Raw genomic sequence first — 16,048 nt, forward strand, 5'->3', positions numbered from 1 at the left:
CGTCCCGCTGCTGCACAACGGTGCCGGGTTGAGGGTTTTTCTGTTCATATTAAGCGAAGCCTTGGAGCTTAGCACCAATTTAGGAGGCATACTTCACATGTTTAAAGTGTTAGTTTCCGATCCAATTAGCGATTTGGGCATTCAGCAGCTTGTTGATGCGTCAGATGTCGCAGTCGACAAAAAACCTGGATTAAGCGAAGACGAATTGGTTGCCATTATTGGCGAATACGATGCGTTGCTCGTTCGCAGTCAAACACGCGTTACTGCCAAAATCATGGAAGCTGGCAAACAGCTTAAAGTGGTTGGTCGTGCTGGCGTAGGTGTCGATAATATCGACCTTGATGCAGCAACACAACGCGGCATTATCGTAATCAACGCTCCTGACGGCAACACGATTACAACTTGCGAGCATACTTTTGCCATGATGATGGCGGTTGCCCGTCATATTCCTCAGGCTTACATGAAGACCGTTAACGGTACATGGGATCGCAAATCCTTCCTTGGCGTAGAGCTTCGTGGCAAAACGCTGGGTGTTCTTGGAATGGGTCGTATCGGCAGTGAAGTAGCAAAGCGCGCTAAAGCTTTCGGCATGGAAATCATGGGTTACGATCCGTTTATGACGGAAGAAAGAGCTGAGAAAATCGGCGTTAAGCTTGCAAGCGTAGATGATATCGTACGTAATGCTGATTTCATGACCGTACATACACCACTTACGCCGGAAACTCGCCACATGATTGGAAAAGCACAATTCGAGGTTATGAAACCTGGCATGCGCATCATCAACTGCGCACGCGGCGGCATCATTGATGAAATCGCATTGGTCGACGCTGTCGATGCAGGCATTGTTGCTGGTGCTGCATTCGATGTGTTCGAGGTTGAGCCGCCGGCTGATGACCATCCTTTCCTGACTCATCCCAAAATCATCGTAACGCCGCACCTTGGCGCGTCTACGGTTGAAGCGCAAGAAAACGTAGCTATCGACGTTTCTGAGCAGGTTCTTCACATTTTACGCAGCGAGCCGTTTATCAATGCGGTTAACATGCCTCCAATTCCGGCTAATTTGCAGAGCATCCTTCAGCCATACTTTACTCTTGGCGAGAAGCTTGGCAACTTTATTGCTCAGGCAACGGAAGGTGCTGTTATCGAGATCGTAGTCGGTTATGCCGGTGAGCTTGCTGAGGTTGATACTCAACCGCTTACTCGTCACATCGTACGCGGCGTGCTTGCACATCACCTTGGCTCGGAGCAGGTCAATGTTGTCAACTCCCTGCATCTAGCCAAAGTTCGCGATGTTAATATCGTAATCCAGAAATCGCATGCGTCTAAGGATTTCACGAACCTTGTAACGGTAGCTCTTCGCACAAAGAAGGAAGAGCGCGTCGTTTCCGGTACGCTGCTCACTGGCTATGGTCCACGTATCGTGCAAATCGACAAATTCCCGGTTGACGTTACGCCTGAAGGCAATCTTATCCTTATCTCGCACAACGACAAGCCTGGTATTATCGGCCGCGTTGGAACATTGCTTGGCAATAATGATGTTAACATTGCGACGATGCAGGTTGGTCGTCAGCTGGTTGGCGGCTCTGCCATCATGGTGCTTCGAGTGGATAAAGCAACTCCTAAAGAAGTTCTTGAGCAGCTTACAAGCATGCCTGAGCTTAACACCGCGAAAGAAATTACTCTTTTCTAATAAAATGACAAGAAACAGCCAATCAGATCGTCTGATTGGCTGTTTTTGTTTCACGAGCAACAAGAATTATCTGCTGTATTCTACAAAAAAAGCGCCCCCTAAGGGACGCTATGACAACGACTGATGCGCTTCGACAGGAAGCAATAACGTAAAGGACGTTCCCTTTCCTGCATTGCTGTCAACAACGATACGGCCATGATGCAGATCAATGAAGGTTTTGACGATCGCAAGTCCCAGACCTGTTCCGCTAGCCGTTCCCCGTTTGCGAGCCTTGTCTGCCTTATAGAAGCGTTCGAAGATGTAAGGCAAATCCTCAGAGGGGATACCTTGTCCTTCATCTCTAACGCTAAGCTGCACGTACTCACTGGCGTTGACTCTTTCAAGCTGTCCAGCAATCGTAATGGATTTGCCTGAAGGCGTATGCCTGAGGGCATTATCGAGCAGATTGGTCAAAACCTGCTCCAAGCGATCCTCATCCGCTTCTTTGACCATTAATGGCTCGAGTGGCATCTCCGCATGAAGCTTCACTTCGCGTTCCTTCGCATAAACCTGGAATTTCCGATGAACACGTTTAAGGACATGCCTAAGATCAAGCTCTTGGAAGTTCATATCCACATGACCAGCTTCCATGCGCGCTATGTCCAGAAAATCATTGACTAATCTGCCCATTCGCAAGGATTCATCATATATGACCTGGACAAGCTCCTTGCGATCCTCGTCTGAGACCACGATATCGTCCAGAAGAGCTTCGCTATAGCCTTGCAGCATAGAAAGCGGCGTCCTGATCTCATGGGAGATATTCGCCACAAAATCTCTTCTCAGCTTCTCAAGCTTATGCTCCTCGGTAACGTTCCGAATGACCGCGACTGCTCCCCTGATAACGCCTTTGGATTGAAGAGGCGCCATCACGGCAGACCAGACGCTGCTCATTACATGAACATTGTCCGTCGCATCACGGCCCTCTTCCATCACTTTCTGGAATAGATCACGCAGCGGCATCGGAACTTCCGAGAATGAGGTTGAGCTTTCAAACAGGTCCTCTTGCCATGCTTTCTCTACACCAGACCACTGGTTGATAAGCAAATGCCCGCTTGGATTCGTTAAAATCACTTTTCCATCTGCATCGAAAGTGATAACAGAATCACCCATGCTTCGCAAAATGCTGGCAAGATGATTTTTTTCATGATTCAAATCATGGATAAGCTTATCGAGCTGCTCCGTCATATGGTTAAACGTTTGTGCCAGCTCTCCGATCTCATCGCTGGATCGAATATTCACCCGAGTCGAATAGTTTCCTTGAGAGATGGACACCGCCGCTTCTTTGAGCTGCAGCAGCGGCTGTTGTATTTTTTTGGACAAAAAGAAAGCAAAAAAAGTAGATAACAAAAAGCCGATGATCGCAGTGAGTACAAAAAGCACCTTTACTTGATGCTGCGTTTTGCCTTCAACCCAAATGTCGACATACTGCAGAAGGAATACGCCAACGATTAATAAAACGACAGCAACAAGCAGCATGATCGTTGCCCAAAGCTTACCAACCACGCTGCGCCAAAGCTTGCCCGCCGAACGCTGCCATAAGCTCATTTACTTCGGTACCTCTAGCTTATAGCCAACGCCCCATACGGTCGTGATCATCGCAGCAGCATCAGGGGAAACTTTGTTCAGCTTTTCTCTCAGACGCTTGACATGCGTGTCGACAGTGCGCAAATCGCCAAAAAACTCATAATTCCAAACATCTTTGAGCAGCTCCTCACGCGAGAATACTTTATCGGGCGATACGGCCAAATAATGCAGCAGCTCGTATTCTTTAGGCGTCAAGCTGACTTCCTGGCCGCCTGCCGTGACGCGGTGCGCGTCATGCTCAATGATGAGATGTGGAAACACGATATTGTTGCTTGAATTGATTTCCTTCGTCAGAAAAGCAGTAGCAGATGATCGTCTTAGTATTGCTTTTACTCGATAGATGACTTCGCGCGGACTAAAGGGCTTCACCACATAATCGTCAGCGCCTACCTCAAAGCCTTGAACGCGGTTCATCTCCTCTCCTTTTGCTGTAAGCATAATGACTGGAGTTGCTTTCACTTGGCGAAGACGTGAGCATACCTCAACACCGTCTATTCCCGGTAGCATGACATCTAACAGGATGAGCGCATAATCCGTATTCGACGCAAGTCTAAGCGCTGTCTCGCCGTCTTCCGCCTCGTCGATTGTATAGCCTTCTTTCTCTAAATACATCTTGAGCAGGCGACGAATGCGTTCTTCATCGTCTACGACCAATATACGGCTTGAATAATCGGACATCGGGCAAAACTCCTCTCAAACTAAATACTAAACACCGGAATAGGAATGCAAGCCTGCAATAACGAGGTTAACCCCAACCAGCGTGAACAATACGACTACGAAGCCGATTACTGCAAGCCAAGCCGAAGGCTTGCCCTGCCAGCCGCGCGATAAACGGAAGTGCAAGTAAGCACTGTAGTAAAGCCACGTAATGAGCGCCCAAACTTCCTTCGGATCCCATCCCCAGAAGCGTCCCCAAGCGATATTCGCCCAGATCATCGCAAATATTAATGCACCGAGCGTAAAGATCGGAAAGCCGATCGCGATGGAGCGATAGCTGATTTCATCCAGATCTTCGGGATCAACGCCCTCCATCATCGGATGAATGACCGCACCCAACGGTTTGCGGAATGCTAAGCGCAGCAAGCCATATAGCAAGCTGCCTGCAATGATGGACCATACAACTGTGTTAAGCTTACGGCCCGAATTGACACCGTTCATCCAATACGGAGCTTCAAAGATCGGCTTTTCCATTCCTAAGAAGGAATCTGCCTTCACGATATCACTGTTATATGGTTTGACAATAGGCGGCAGCGTATAGTCGACCGTTTCCGTAATCGTTGATTCCGTGCCTTTGCCGTCTATGCTTGACTTCTCCTGAATGAATTGCGCTTCGTAGCCAGCGCCACGGAACGCAAAGACAGCAACAATGAAGCCAACAATCAAAATAATGGAGTAAAGCGAGAATTCAACCCAGAACTGCGAACGCTTTGCTTCCTTCGTTTTACCTTTGAAATCAACGACACGCAGCAAGTACATCATACCCGCCGCGAAGCCAACTGCAAAAAAGGCTTCGCCAAGAGCGGCCGTCGTAACATGCACCTTGAGCCAGTAGTTATTAAGCGCCGGTATTAAAGGCTGTACCTCCTGCGGAAATACGGAAGCATATGCCACGATAATAACGGTAAGCGGCAAGGAAAACATCCCAAGCAGCGGCTTTCTGTAAATGGCAAAAACGATTGTGAAAGCGATCATAATGGCCATGCCTAGGAAAGTCATAAATTCATACATATTGCTCGTAGGAATTTGTCCGCTCCCTGCCCATCTAGTGAAGAAGAAAGTCAAATGCGATGCCAAACCGAGACTTGAAGTAATAAACGCGATGCGCCCCCAGCGCTTCTCATGCTGGATGGGGTCACGGTTGCTCCATTTCTTGCCCGCAATCGCAATGACATAAAACATAAATGCAAAACAATAAAGAAAAAATGCGACAATAAATGCGTCGCTGCTAAAATCAACTAAACTCACGCGTTGTTCCCTCCGTTATCAAGCGACTTCGGATCTACGGTTATCCCTATTTTTTGAAGCGCTCCCGCAACATCTGAGCGCATACCGTACCAGTTTTTGTTCGTATGAGCCCCCAGTGAAAGCTCCCCGTCATCGACTCGAAGCCAAATCCGCCGATGCTGCCAGTATGAGCCCATTAGCAATCCAACCATCGAAAAAGCTGCTCCCACCCATACATATGGCAATGCACGATCCATCCGAACATTCAAATAAGTCGAAGCTTCGGAGAAGTCAACGTTTTCCATCCCATCGACGCGAATCTCAATCTTGTCGGCAATCGCATGGTTAATGACATCCTGTGAGAATTTCACCTTATCCTTCTGCATCGGGAAATACATATATGGTTCCCCGGCAGGGTCCAGCCCAGGACCCTTCACCGTAAAGACAAAAGCCGGAGCAATCGGATCACGGGATAAAGTTGTTGGTTCTCCATCATCACCGATAGCGAATTCCATGTAATTAGCATATAAATCTAGTGTATATGGCCCAAGCTTATGCTGCAGCTCGGAATCCTTCATCGGTAGATCAAACGGCCCGTATTTCTCACCCGTTTGTTTGTCTACCAGAATAGGATGAACGGCATTCAATCGCGGGGTCGTGTCAAAGTCGAATTGATACAGCTTCAAGCCCTTGTACTTAAGCGGTTCATTAACGATGATGTTATGCCGCTTCACTTCTTTAAGTTCAGGCTGCTTTGCTTGATCCGTGCAATTGCTTATACACTCATACAGAACGGCCTTCGTTTCAAAAAGCTTTGCTCGCGCAGTCCCTTTGAGCTTGTCCGGGAGCTCCTCATCTCTGTAGTACTCTACTGTAAATTTTTCGTTTTTCACAAAATAATTCGTATCTGCGATTTGAATGGTATCACCATCGGGTATCGTTATGTAGCTGTCCATTTGCCAGCTTGGAATGCTTCTTGCCAGTATGGCCAATAGAAACAAGATAAGCCCAATGTGGTTAATGTAAGGTCCCCAACGGCTAAAGCGATTCTTTTCTGCAAGCAGCGCCGATCCGTCACGGTGAATCCGATATCCTTTTCGTTTAAGCTGAGCGCCGAAATCCTGCACCCACTTCTCTTCATCGCCATCAATGGTCTGCTTATACACCGTTTTCTGCCGATGTATAAACTGTAGATGCTTTCGAATTTGCTGCTTGCTCAGTGCCCGGTAAAGCGGCAATACACGGTCAAGGCTGCAAATAACCAGCGATGTTCCGATCATGACCAACAAACCGATAAACCACCAGGTTTCATACGTATGCGACAAACCTGACAAGTAATAAAGCTTGCCCGGCAATCCGTAGGTCTCTTCATAATAAACGGATGGATCGAAGTTGTTGATAAAGGTATTTTCCTGTGGATAGATCGTTCCCAGCATAGCGGTCAAAAACGTAATAATGATCAAATAAATCGCGATTTTGACTGATGAGAAGAAATTCCATATCTTATCAATGTAATTCGGATTGCTTTTCTGCGAACGTCGGGCCACTCCGTCATATCGCATTTCCAAAGGCAAGTCAGATTCTACATTGTTTTCGAGCGGCTTGCCGCAGCTCTCGCAAAGCACGGTTCCGATTGCATTCTGATGTCCGCACTCGCACTTTGTGTTTTCAACCACTAACACGATACAACCTCCTAAAGCTTAAGCAATCTCTCAATTCGGTCGTCAATCTCCGCTTCCGTCATCCCGCCTACTTTAATTTCCATTAACGTCCCATCGGGATTTATGAAGAAAGTAGTCGGATAAGACTTTAATCCGTAGCTGCGCTCCGTCTTCCGATTAACGTCACGCAAGATTGGATAATTCAGTTCGAATCGGCGCACAAAGTTGTTGACAGTCAACGTATCCTCGCTTAAATTAATCGCAAGAATAACCAACCCTTGATCCTTCCACTTTGCATACTGTCTCTCAAACTCAGGCATTTCCTTGACGCATGGCGGGCAGAACGTTCCCCAAAAGTTGACTACGACGGCCTTCCCTTCATAATCAGACAATTTTCTCGAAGTGCCTTCTAAATCGACAAGCTCAAACGCAGGCGGCTTGTCTCCTTCCTTCAAAGGGCCTTTATCATCAGCAGCAAATAAAGTAGACCCAATTGCATACCCACCTATGATCAAGACGGCAATCAGGATAACAATTTGTACCGTTTTGCGCGATTTTCCCATAATTGAATTCACCACCAGCTTCTCTCTATGCAGTCACGAATATTACCATTATAACGAAAAGTCGACGGCAATTACTGCCGCCGTCGATTACTTTTTATGAACTTTATGTGTCTTGCTATTTGCAATATCAAGCAATTCCTTGATTTCCACGGGCGTTAAATGACGATACTTTCCCCGGGCGAGATTTTCAAGTCCCAGCTCACCAAATCGTATCCGCTTCAGCCTTGTTACCTTGTGTCCGATTGCTTCGAACATACGGCGAACTTGGCGATTGCGTCCTTCGAATATTGTAATGGTTATTGTTGCCTCGTTACTGTCCGTGTCCACGTCGTGGTATTCCACTTCTGCCGGAGCAGTCATGCCATCCTTCAGCTTAATACCCTTCTGAAGCTGCTCTAGCGCGGTTCCGTGAGGTACGCCTTTGACAGTTGCACGATAGGTTTTGGGTACGTGATGACTTGGATGCGTAAGCAAATTAGCAAACTCTCCATCATTGGTTAGAAGAAGGAGACCCTCCGTATCATAATCCAATCGCCCGACCGGATAAACTCTCTCTTTGATTCCTGGCAAGAAATCGGAAACCACTTTGCGGCCCTGCGGATCCTTGGCGCTCGTGATAACCCCTTTCGATTTGTTGAGCATGAGATAGAGCTTCTTCTCGCTCCGTATCGTCTTCCCGTTAACGGTAATGACGTCGACTGCCGGGTCTGCTTTCACGCCAAGCGTCGTTACTTTCTCACCATTAAGCTCAACCATGCCTGCCAAAATCATTTCTTCACATTTGCGACGGGAAGCGATTCCCGCAGCGGCTAATATTTTCTGTAAACGTTCCAATGCTTTCACCTCAATCTCCATCATAACGATATGACGAAGAAAGTACAAGCTTCACTAGCCGAATATGTATAAGCAAATTAAAATAGCAGCAAAAAAACCGACCAGATCAGAAAATAAACCAACTTTCAGGGCATATCGTGATTTTCGAATGCCGACTGCCCCAAAATAAACGGTGAGTACATATAATGTTGTGTCCGTGCTTCCTTGTATCGTAGAAGCAATTCTGCCAATCATGGAATCAGGGCCAAAGGTTTGGATTAAATCGGTCGTAAAGGCCAAAGAGCCAGCCCCTGTTAAAGGGCGTAATATGCCAAGAGGCAGCACCTCGCTCGGTATTCCCGCCCAATCAAACAACGGTCTGACTGCCGACAGCATGAGCTCTAACGCTCCCGAAGAGCGGAACATGCTGATAGCAACCATCATACCAACAAGATGTGGAATGATATTGATGGCTGTCCCGAAGCCATCCTTCGCTCCCTCTACAAACGTTTCATAAACGGGTACTTTGCGCCTTAAAGCTGCATAAAGCGGAATAAATACGATAATTGCCGGAATCATCCATGCAGACAAGCTTGTAAATACGCTATACAACGGACTCACCCCCAACTCCTTGCGGGCTTGCTTTCATACTTGTTGACTTAGATGCTGGCGGCGCCATCGGAGGCGGCGATTTCCTTCTATACCAGCGATCCGCAAGTATGGCAGCTGAGGTCGCTACAAAAGTAGCGGCTAATGTCGTTCCGATGATTTCGGCTGGGTTAGCAGAACCGTAATTCATTCGAATAGCAATCAGCGTTGTAGGAATAATGGTAATACTTGATGTATTTAAAGCCAGAAGCGTACACATTGCAGGCGTCGCCGTCTCCGGATTTGGGTTCAGCTTCTGCAGCTCCTGCATCGCTTTAATTCCCATTGGCGTTGCAGCATTCCCTAAACCGAATAAATTCGCGCTCAAATTACTCATGATGTAACCAATTGCCGGATGGTTGCGAGGTACGTCTGGAAACAGCTTTCTTACAAGCGGGCCCAGCATTTTTGCTAGTGTCTGCAGAAGACCAGCATCTTCGGCTATTCGCATCATTCCAAGCCAGAATACCATAATGCTAATTAATCCAAAGCTTACGGTGACGCCTGATTTGGCTCCTTCGAAGGCAGCCTGCGTCACCGCATCCATTTTCCCTGTTACCGCTGCTACAATGACACTTGCTACAATAAAAAACAGCCAAATCCAGTTTACCATTTTGGTCGCCTCCCCAAGCTACGCAATACAAGTCCGTTTCAACCAGCGTCTCCCGCGCCTAGCTGAATTCAGTGCATAAATAAGGCATCCAGCACTTTTACTATAGAACTCATCATTATGTCACTTCCGCCTTGATGGTCTGCTTTTTGAAACTCGGCTAAGGATTGAAGCGCTTTTGGTGATTTTGAAGACTGCTCGAGCTTTGGACTTGCCAGATCATACACAGGTACTGAACCAATAAGTCGATCGCCCATATACCATTCGAGCAAACCTCGCTCGCCAAAGGTCGACCGAATAGAATCAACATTGTGAAGCACTAATCGAGATTGAACGCCGTCCGTTTCATTATCAGCGATCGGATATTTGAAGGATTGTCCAATCGTGTAAGGGTAACCGGCTATTTGCTGACCTTTAACTGCAATTTCTTGAAGCGGATAATGCTTAAAGCCCCAGTCGAGCATCTTCCGATGGTCGGACCAGTCATCGCCGTCATTAATCGTTACTGCTGCTAATTGTTGGCCATCTCTCGTCGCCGAGCTTACAAGGCAGCGGAGTGATTTTTTGGTGTAACCGGTTTTAACGCCGTCTGCGCCTTCATACATGGAAAGCATTTTGTTTTTATTCGTATAGCTGTATTCCCATTTTTCATGCGGGTTTGGCACCTTTTTGACGCGTGTGCTTACAATTTCAGCAAACACATCATTTTTCAGAGCATATGCGGTAAGCTTGGCCAAATCATTCGCTGACGAATAATGCCCATCTTCGTCCAAGCCATGCGGATTTTTAAATTGGGTATGCGTAAGTCCAAGGAACGCTGCTTTCTCATTCATCAGGTGTACGAAGCCTTCTTCTGATCCCCCTACATGCTCCGCAATAGCCGTTGCTGCATCATTGCCGGATCTTAGCATAAGCCCGTACAGCATATGAAGCAGGCTCATTTCTTCGCCTAGCTGAAGATAGATTGAAGATCCTTCTTTGCCAACCGCACGCTTGCTGGTTTTCACCATGTCGGTCAGCTTGCCATTATCAATAGCTACAATAGCTGTCATAATTTTAGTTAAGCTTGCAATGCGCATCGAGGTATCGCCGTTGCTGCTGTAGATTAAACGGCCGCTCTCTACATCAATCAATGCCGAGCCCTTGGCATTCGTGTAGAGCGCGCTCGGATTTGCAGTTGCATTCTCTAGACTGCTTGTCCCAATCAGTAAAGCAAGCATAAGCCAAAGCGCAACGATTTTTCGCATATAGCCGACATGCATGTTCGTTCTTGCCCCTCTCCTAGCGATAGTAGATAAAGCCTGTGTCTCTTTCAGTATATGCTTGTACATCTTGCTCTAGACGAAAACAGCCAACAAAAAATGAAAAACTGCCCTCTCGGGCAGTTATGTCATAAGAGGTGATCGTTAGTGTCCACATGTCCGCTAATTACGGTTGGTGACGGATCAACATATGCAGTCGTGCTGGACGGCTGTTTCATCATGGATTGCAGCTTATCAAACACATGCGGAGCTGAATCGATAACACGCTCCAGCAAATGCGTTTGATTGTCGAGCGGTACAATTTTCACGCCATGCGTACCAACTACGAGAAAGGCGATTGGCGTTATGGATACGCCGCCCCCGCTTCCCCCGCCGAATGGCATAGCAACTGAAGCATGCTGCGCATCGGATTGGTTTTTATGATCGACGTCATCCAGCCGTATGTCGCTGCCTCCTGCTACAAATCCGAAGCCAACCTTTGAGATCGGCATAATGATGCTTCCGTCCGGCGTTTGAACAGGGTCGCCAACAATCGTATTGACGTCAACCATTTCTTTAATATTTTCCATTGCGGTTTGCATTAAGCCTTGAATAGGATGTTCTGCCATGCTTTGACGCCTCCTTTCATCTTTCTCATCCGAACCAAAAGCTGAAGTCCGGCAAGAATAGCATAACCGAAGCGGATTTGTGCTATGCATGACCACTCGGTCGTGAAAGCGGTTCGTTGATAAATCGGCTGAACTTTCATTTGAGGCTCAGCTTGCAGCTTTACCATCTGCGATATCAACCCGATAATCGAAGTTTTTACGGACCATACCAATCCCGTTGACATCGCTGTCCACATCGCATCGCCAGTGCCAACCGAGGTATGCCACTTCCACTCCAATAGGCGAACCTTTGTCAGTGTTTTTCTAGCCCAGCCCGTCAGATTGCGTGTCATTTCCAGCAGATGCTTTAACTTATCGATCCCAGATACCACCTTATCCGCATCGATATCCTTGTTAAACTCTTTCCACGTATTGATGCCTGCGCTCGTTTTCGAGACCTCTTCCTTTAGTTGGACCGATGTACCGGTAAATTGAATAATCGGCACTTTCAAGGTATAACGGATGATTCCAAAAAGTGCTTTTATGTTCACTTCAGCGTCATCATTATGCCCAATTCTCTGCAAATGTCCTTTTATGACAACTTGAGAGCTTAGTACCATTATTAAAATGAGCAAAAAAAAGAGACTGGCCGCCGTCATCCAACCGTAAGGGTAACTGAGCATCATGATGCTTCCTCCGTTTCCCTAATATGGGTTGAATATAGTATGACCCGGCGGCCAAATCTCATTCTTTAATTTCTTCAATTGTCATTTGCTTGCCGTCCAAACGCTCGAATAACAGCTGCGTCTGCTCCTCTAACGCATCGTCGATATCGACATTGCCAGGCTCTGGCAGCTCTTTAATGGAGGGTAATCCGAAATAATCAAGAAATGATTTCGTTGTACCATATAAGATTGGCCGTCCGATTTGTTCTGCTCGGCCTACTTCTTCGATTAAATCCTTGGAGACGAGCGACTGTATCGCACGGTCGCTCTTTACACCGCGAATTTCTTCAATTGATATTCTCGTTATGGGCTGTCGATAAGCTACGATGGAGAGCGTCTCGAGCGCAGCCTGCGAGAGCTGTGAACGAGTTGGCGTGTAGGCCATCCTCTCAAAATAAGGCGCATGCTCCAAATGTGTAGTTAATCGATAGGACGCCGCAACCTCCGCAATCTGTATGCCTCGTCCCTCGCGCTCCAGATCCCGCTGCAAATCATATACGAGATCCGATGCAAGATCAGCATCCAGCTCCAAAATATCCGCCAGCTGCCGTTTAGTCAAGCCTTCATCGCCTGCCATGAAAAGCAGACCCTCAATAATCGTCTTCAACTTCTGATAATCCACTTTGTGACGACTCTCCTCTCCAATGAATAACGATGTCGTCAAAGAGCTGGTGTTGAAAGCAACGAATATGCTTCATCTTCATCAGCTCCAGAATCGCGAGAAAAGTGACTACGATTTCATGCCTGTCCATATTTTCACGAATGAGCCGAGAAAAACGAACCGTTTCAAACTGCTTCAGCACATCGACGATATCCCGGATCCGATCCTTGACCGAAATCTCATCCCGTTGAATCGTTGATACGACATTCCGCCTTGCAGCCCGGCGCAGCGCCTTCTGAAAAGCCGAAATTAAGTCGGAGAGGTGGACGCCCTCTACCGGATTCACCTTTTCTTCCTTCATAAAAGGCGACATATCCTCCGGCTCGCGCGAATAGACGAGGCTGCGCTCGACTTCTTTCTCGCGCAGCTGCTCGGCAATTTGCTTGAACTTTCGATATTCTACGAGCTTCTGAATGAGCTCGTCTCTCGGATCGAGCCCGTCATCGGGCCAATCCTCGTAATCATCCTCAAATACGGGGGGCTTCGGAAGAAGCTGCTTGCTTTTTATCGCCAAGAGAGTAGCCGCCATCACTAGAAACTCACTTGTTACCTCTAGCTCCAGCTCCTTCATCGCATGCAAGTAATCCATATATTGAATCGTTATCTCGCTGATAGATACTTCATGGATATCGATCTCGGCTTTGTCGATCAAGTGAAGCAATAGATCAAGCGGCCCCTCAAAAGAATCCAGCTTATAAAGCACCGACACTTACATTTCCTCCCGCCTAGCCTTATCTTCGCTGCTTAGCCTTGCAATTGTTTAGTCAAATTCGCCATTTCAATCGCACTGGCAGCTGCTTCGTACCCTTTGTTGCCCGCTTTCGTTCCGGCGCGCTCGATCGCTTGCTCAATTGAATCCACCGTAAGCACGCCGAAAATGGTTGGCACGCCTGTTTTTAGCGCAATCGCAGCAACACCTTTTGCCGCCTCGTTGCAAACAAAATCGAAATGCGGAGTTGAACCGCGAATAACCGCACCAAGCGTTATGACCGCATCATATTTGCCGCTTTCGGCCATTTTTTGAGCGATTAGCGGTATTTCGAACGCGCCTGGAACCCAAGCAACCTCAACATCGGAATCCTGTGCGCCATGTCGTTTGAATGCATCAAGGGCGCCTCCAAGCAGCTTGCTCGAAATAAACTCATTGAAACGTCCTACTACTACTCCGTATTTTAAACCTTCCGATACTAAATGTCCCTCATAAATTCGTGTCATTTGTCATCTTCCTCTCGTTATTTTAAATGATGTAGTCGTTTTTTTAAATGATGTAGTCAATATCTTCAAAGCTGAGCAAATGTCCCAGCTTGGATTTCTTCGTTCTCAGGTAGCTTTTGTTGTCTTCCTTCGTTTCCATCTGAATCGGTACGCGTTCCACTACCTCAAGGCCATAGCCCTCAAGACCTTTGATTTTACGCGGATTGTTGGTCATCAACCGCATCTGACGGACGCCAAGATCCTTCAGAATTTGCGCGCCTATTCCATAATCGCGCAAATCGGCCGGAAAGCCAAGCTTTAAATTTGCATCTACCGTATCAAGGCCCTGCTCCTGAAGCTCGTAAGCCTTCAGCTTGTTGATAAGACCGATCCCTCTTCCCTCTTGGCGCATGTAGAGAAGAACGCCGCTGCCAGCTTCCTCGATCTGCCTAAGCGCAGCCTCCAGCTGTGGTCCGCAGTCGCAACGATGAGAATGGAATACATCGCCGGTCAGGCATTCGGAATGCACCCTCACAAGCACTGGAACATCCGCATTGATCTCGCCTTTAACAAGTGCGATATGCTCTTTATTATCAACGAAATTAGTATAGGCAATCGCACGAAATGTTCCGAAATCAGTAGGAAGCTTGACGTCGACTGCACGCTCAACCAGTTTTTCCTTCGCATTGCGATATTGAATCAGCTCTTGAATCGTAATGAGCTTTAGATTGTGTTTTTCTTTGAAAACCAGCAAATCAGGCAGCCGAGCCATCGTTCCGTCTTCATTGATAATTTCGCAAATCGCGCCTGCTGGCTCAGAGCCGCACATAATGGCTAGATCGATCGCTGCTTCTGTATGCCCAGCACGGCGCAGCACGCCTCCTGATTTCGCAATCAAAGGAAAAATATGACCAGGCCTGCGGAAATCAGAAGCCTTGGTCGACGGATCGATAAGCGCCTTCACTGTTTGTGATCGTTCATAGGCTGAGATTCCTGTCGTCGTTCCTACAAAATCGACGGATACCGTGAAAGCCGTGCCATGGTAATCCGTGTTATGCGTAACCATTGGCGGCAAATCCAGCTGCTCTGCACGCTCCTGAGTAATGGGAACACATACAAGCCCTCTAGCCTCTGTAATCATGAAATTAATGACCTCGGGCGTCGTACGGTCCGCCAAGGCGATCAGGTCGCCTTCATTCTCGCGATCCTCGTCATCAACGACAATAATCGGCTTGCCTTGCTTCAGATCTTCCAGCGCATCTTCGATTTTATCAAATGGATTGTTCTCTATTTGCTCCATATGGAATTCCCTCCTTTGTGACTATTATGCTTGTATACCTGTTCAAAGCTGTGTTCGCCTGTTGGCTTAAGGCTTATAAAAAACCATTTTCCATCAGGAAAGAGGTGCTCAGCTTGGATTCAGCTCTTATGTTCTCAGGCCTTTTGAAATTCAACAGATGGTCAACGTATTTCCCGATGACGTCGCATTCAATGTTAACCGTATCCCCAGCATGCTTCTGCTGCAACGCTGTTTCTCCAAGCGTGTGCGGTATAATCGAAACGGAAAAGGAATGCGCGCTTGTATCCACCACGGTAAGGCTTATGCCATCAATGGTTATGGATCCTTTTGGAATAACATAACGCAGCATGTCCGCGTCATCCAGATGAATGTGATATACGACAGCATTAGCATCCGAGTGGCGTTTCATGATTTTCCCCGTGCTATCCACATGCCCTTGAACAATATGCCCGCCGAAACGCCCGCCTGCCAGCATGGCACGCTCTAAATTCACACGCTCTCCTGCCCGCAGTTCATGAAGATTTGACTTTCGATAAGTCTCAGGCATCACATCAGCCGAAAATGAAAATCGATCAAAGGCCGTGACTGTCAAGCATACGCCATTGACTGAGATGCTGTCACCGAGCATAACGCCGTCGGTGACGCGGTCTGCGCCAACGACGATACGCATCGCTTCGCCCTGCTTCGTGATTCCTTTCATTTTCCCCACTTCTTCCACTAATCCGGTAAACATGGGCTTCCTCCTTAAAGGTTTGCTGTAGCAAACC

At 47.4% G+C, this 16,048-nt stretch carries 17 protein-coding genes; 1 reads left to right on the forward strand and 16 read right to left on the reverse strand.

Annotation, left to right across the window (positions count from 1 at the left end; translation table 11 throughout):
- Nucleotides 1-97: 97 nt before the first annotated feature.
- Nucleotides 98-1,690, forward strand: coding sequence for a phosphoglycerate dehydrogenase (gene serA / locus FHS16_RS22025; RefSeq protein ID WP_183567856.1), 1,593 nt, complete (start codon nucleotides 98-100; stop codon nucleotides 1,688-1,690).
- 108 nt (nucleotides 1,691-1,798) lie between these two features.
- Here the strand turns inward: serA and FHS16_RS22030 are convergent, their stop codons facing one another.
- The 16 genes from FHS16_RS22030 to ribE form a co-directional block, all read right to left on the reverse strand.
- Nucleotides 1,799-3,274 carry a HAMP domain-containing sensor histidine kinase gene (locus tag FHS16_RS22030; RefSeq protein WP_183567859.1) on the reverse strand — a complete coding sequence of 492 codons (1,476 nt, stop codon included), beginning with the start codon at nucleotides 3,272-3,274 and terminating at the stop codon, nucleotides 1,799-1,801.
- The gene (locus FHS16_RS22035) at nucleotides 3,275-3,991 is read right to left on the reverse strand and encodes a response regulator transcription factor (protein WP_138753462.1); all 717 of its coding nucleotides are present in this window, start codon (nucleotides 3,989-3,991) and stop codon (nucleotides 3,275-3,277) included. It abuts the gene before it with no gap.
- A gap of 27 nt (nucleotides 3,992-4,018) precedes the next feature.
- The gene (gene ccsA / locus FHS16_RS22040) at nucleotides 4,019-5,278 is read right to left on the reverse strand and encodes a cytochrome c biogenesis protein CcsA (protein WP_183567862.1); all 1,260 of its coding nucleotides are present in this window, start codon (nucleotides 5,276-5,278) and stop codon (nucleotides 4,019-4,021) included.
- Nucleotides 5,275-6,933 carry a cytochrome c biogenesis protein ResB gene (resB, locus tag FHS16_RS22045; protein WP_183568147.1) on the reverse strand — a complete coding sequence of 553 codons (1,659 nt, stop codon included), beginning with the start codon at nucleotides 6,931-6,933 and terminating at the stop codon, nucleotides 5,275-5,277. Before resB ends, ccsA begins: the two co-directional genes overlap by 4 nt.
- 17 nt (nucleotides 6,934-6,950) lie before the next feature.
- Nucleotides 6,951-7,481, reverse strand: a complete 531-nt coding sequence (locus tag FHS16_RS22050) for a redoxin domain-containing protein (RefSeq protein WP_183567865.1) — start codon at nucleotides 7,479-7,481, stop codon at nucleotides 6,951-6,953.
- An 87-nt stretch (nucleotides 7,482-7,568) separates the two neighbouring features.
- Nucleotides 7,569-8,315: a pseudouridine synthase gene (locus tag FHS16_RS22055; protein ID WP_183568150.1), complete on the reverse strand. Its 747-nt coding sequence runs from the start codon at nucleotides 8,313-8,315 to the stop codon at nucleotides 7,569-7,571.
- Between the two features lie 54 nt (nucleotides 8,316-8,369).
- Nucleotides 8,370-8,873 (reverse strand): spore maturation protein, encoded by a 504-nt coding sequence (locus FHS16_RS22060; protein ID WP_183568153.1) that lies wholly within the window; start codon nucleotides 8,871-8,873, stop codon nucleotides 8,370-8,372.
- A 25-nt stretch (nucleotides 8,874-8,898) separates the two neighbouring features.
- Nucleotides 8,899-9,555 (reverse strand): nucleoside recognition domain-containing protein, encoded by a 657-nt coding sequence (locus FHS16_RS22065; protein ID WP_183567868.1) that lies wholly within the window; start codon nucleotides 9,553-9,555, stop codon nucleotides 8,899-8,901.
- A 68-nt stretch (nucleotides 9,556-9,623) separates the two neighbouring features.
- A complete protein-coding gene (locus tag FHS16_RS22070; protein ID WP_246431900.1) occupies nucleotides 9,624-10,772 on the reverse strand; it encodes a D-alanyl-D-alanine carboxypeptidase family protein in 1,149 nt (382 codons plus the stop codon).
- A 170-nt stretch (nucleotides 10,773-10,942) separates the two neighbouring features.
- Nucleotides 10,943-11,422, reverse strand: coding sequence for a GerW family sporulation protein (gene ytfJ / locus FHS16_RS22075; RefSeq protein ID WP_183567871.1), 480 nt, complete (start codon nucleotides 11,420-11,422; stop codon nucleotides 10,943-10,945).
- A complete protein-coding gene (locus FHS16_RS22080) occupies nucleotides 11,395-12,087 on the reverse strand; it encodes a DUF2953 domain-containing protein (protein ID WP_183567874.1) in 693 nt (230 codons plus the stop codon). The genes ytfJ and FHS16_RS22080 overlap by 28 nt, the downstream gene beginning before the upstream one ends.
- Before the next feature lie 58 nt (nucleotides 12,088-12,145).
- The gene (gene scpB / locus FHS16_RS22085; protein WP_183567877.1) at nucleotides 12,146-12,748 is read right to left on the reverse strand and encodes an SMC-Scp complex subunit ScpB; all 603 of its coding nucleotides are present in this window, start codon (nucleotides 12,746-12,748) and stop codon (nucleotides 12,146-12,148) included.
- On the reverse strand, nucleotides 12,717-13,496 hold the full coding sequence (locus FHS16_RS22090; RefSeq protein WP_183567879.1) for a segregation and condensation protein A: 780 nt from the start codon (nucleotides 13,494-13,496) through the stop codon (nucleotides 12,717-12,719). The genes scpB and FHS16_RS22090 overlap by 32 nt, the downstream gene beginning before the upstream one ends.
- A gap of 35 nt (nucleotides 13,497-13,531) precedes the next feature.
- A complete protein-coding gene (gene ribH / locus FHS16_RS22095) occupies nucleotides 13,532-14,002 on the reverse strand; it encodes a 6,7-dimethyl-8-ribityllumazine synthase (protein WP_138753451.1) in 471 nt (156 codons plus the stop codon).
- Nucleotides 14,003-14,045: 43 nt separating this feature from the next.
- Nucleotides 14,046-15,281 carry a bifunctional 3,4-dihydroxy-2-butanone-4-phosphate synthase/GTP cyclohydrolase II gene (locus FHS16_RS22100; RefSeq protein WP_183567882.1) on the reverse strand — a complete coding sequence of 412 codons (1,236 nt, stop codon included), beginning with the start codon at nucleotides 15,279-15,281 and terminating at the stop codon, nucleotides 14,046-14,048.
- A gap of 73 nt (nucleotides 15,282-15,354) precedes the next feature.
- Nucleotides 15,355-16,014 carry a riboflavin synthase gene (ribE, locus tag FHS16_RS22105; RefSeq protein WP_183567885.1) on the reverse strand — a complete coding sequence of 220 codons (660 nt, stop codon included), beginning with the start codon at nucleotides 16,012-16,014 and terminating at the stop codon, nucleotides 15,355-15,357.
- Nucleotides 16,015-16,048: the final 34 nt, after the last annotated feature.

This window comes from Paenibacillus endophyticus (genome assembly GCF_014192395.1).
Classification (GTDB): Bacteria; Bacillota; Bacilli; order Paenibacillales; family Paenibacillaceae; genus Pristimantibacillus; species Pristimantibacillus endophyticus.

What these genes read in the sequence shown, in the direction of transcription:
- FHS16_RS22050 (WP_183567865.1), bottom strand. Translation starts at nt 7,481, where the DNA reads ATGGGAAAATCGCGCAAAACGGTACAAATTGTTATCCTGATTGCCGTC.
- FHS16_RS22060 (WP_183568153.1), bottom strand. Translation starts at nt 8,873, where the DNA reads ATGATTCCGGCAATTATCGTATTTATTCCGCTTTATGCAGCTTTAAGG.
- FHS16_RS22070 (WP_246431900.1), bottom strand. Translation starts at nt 10,772, where the DNA reads ATGCTTGCTTTACTGATTGGGACAAGCAGTCTAGAGAATGCAACTGCA.
- FHS16_RS22100 (WP_183567882.1), bottom strand. Translation starts at nt 15,281, where the DNA reads ATGGAGCAAATAGAGAACAATCCATTTGATAAAATCGAAGATGCGCTG.
- ribH (WP_138753451.1), bottom strand. Translation starts at nt 14,002, where the DNA reads ATGACACGAATTTATGAGGGACATTTAGTATCGGAAGGTTTAAAATAC.
- ribE (WP_183567885.1), bottom strand. Translation starts at nt 16,014, where the DNA reads ATGTTTACCGGATTAGTGGAAGAAGTGGGGAAAATGAAAGGAATCACG.
- FHS16_RS22065 (WP_183567868.1), bottom strand. Translation starts at nt 9,555, where the DNA reads ATGGTAAACTGGATTTGGCTGTTTTTTATTGTAGCAAGTGTCATTGTA.
- ytfJ (WP_183567871.1), bottom strand. Translation starts at nt 11,422, where the DNA reads ATGGCAGAACATCCTATTCAAGGCTTAATGCAAACCGCAATGGAAAAT.
- FHS16_RS22035 (WP_138753462.1), bottom strand. Translation starts at nt 3,991, where the DNA reads ATGTCCGATTATTCAAGCCGTATATTGGTCGTAGACGATGAAGAACGC.
- FHS16_RS22080 (WP_183567874.1), bottom strand. Translation starts at nt 12,087, where the DNA reads ATGATGCTCAGTTACCCTTACGGTTGGATGACGGCGGCCAGTCTCTTT.
- serA (WP_183567856.1), top strand. Translation starts at nt 98, where the DNA reads ATGTTTAAAGTGTTAGTTTCCGATCCAATTAGCGATTTGGGCATTCAG.
- FHS16_RS22030 (WP_183567859.1), bottom strand. Translation starts at nt 3,274, where the DNA reads ATGAGCTTATGGCAGCGTTCGGCGGGCAAGCTTTGGCGCAGCGTGGTT.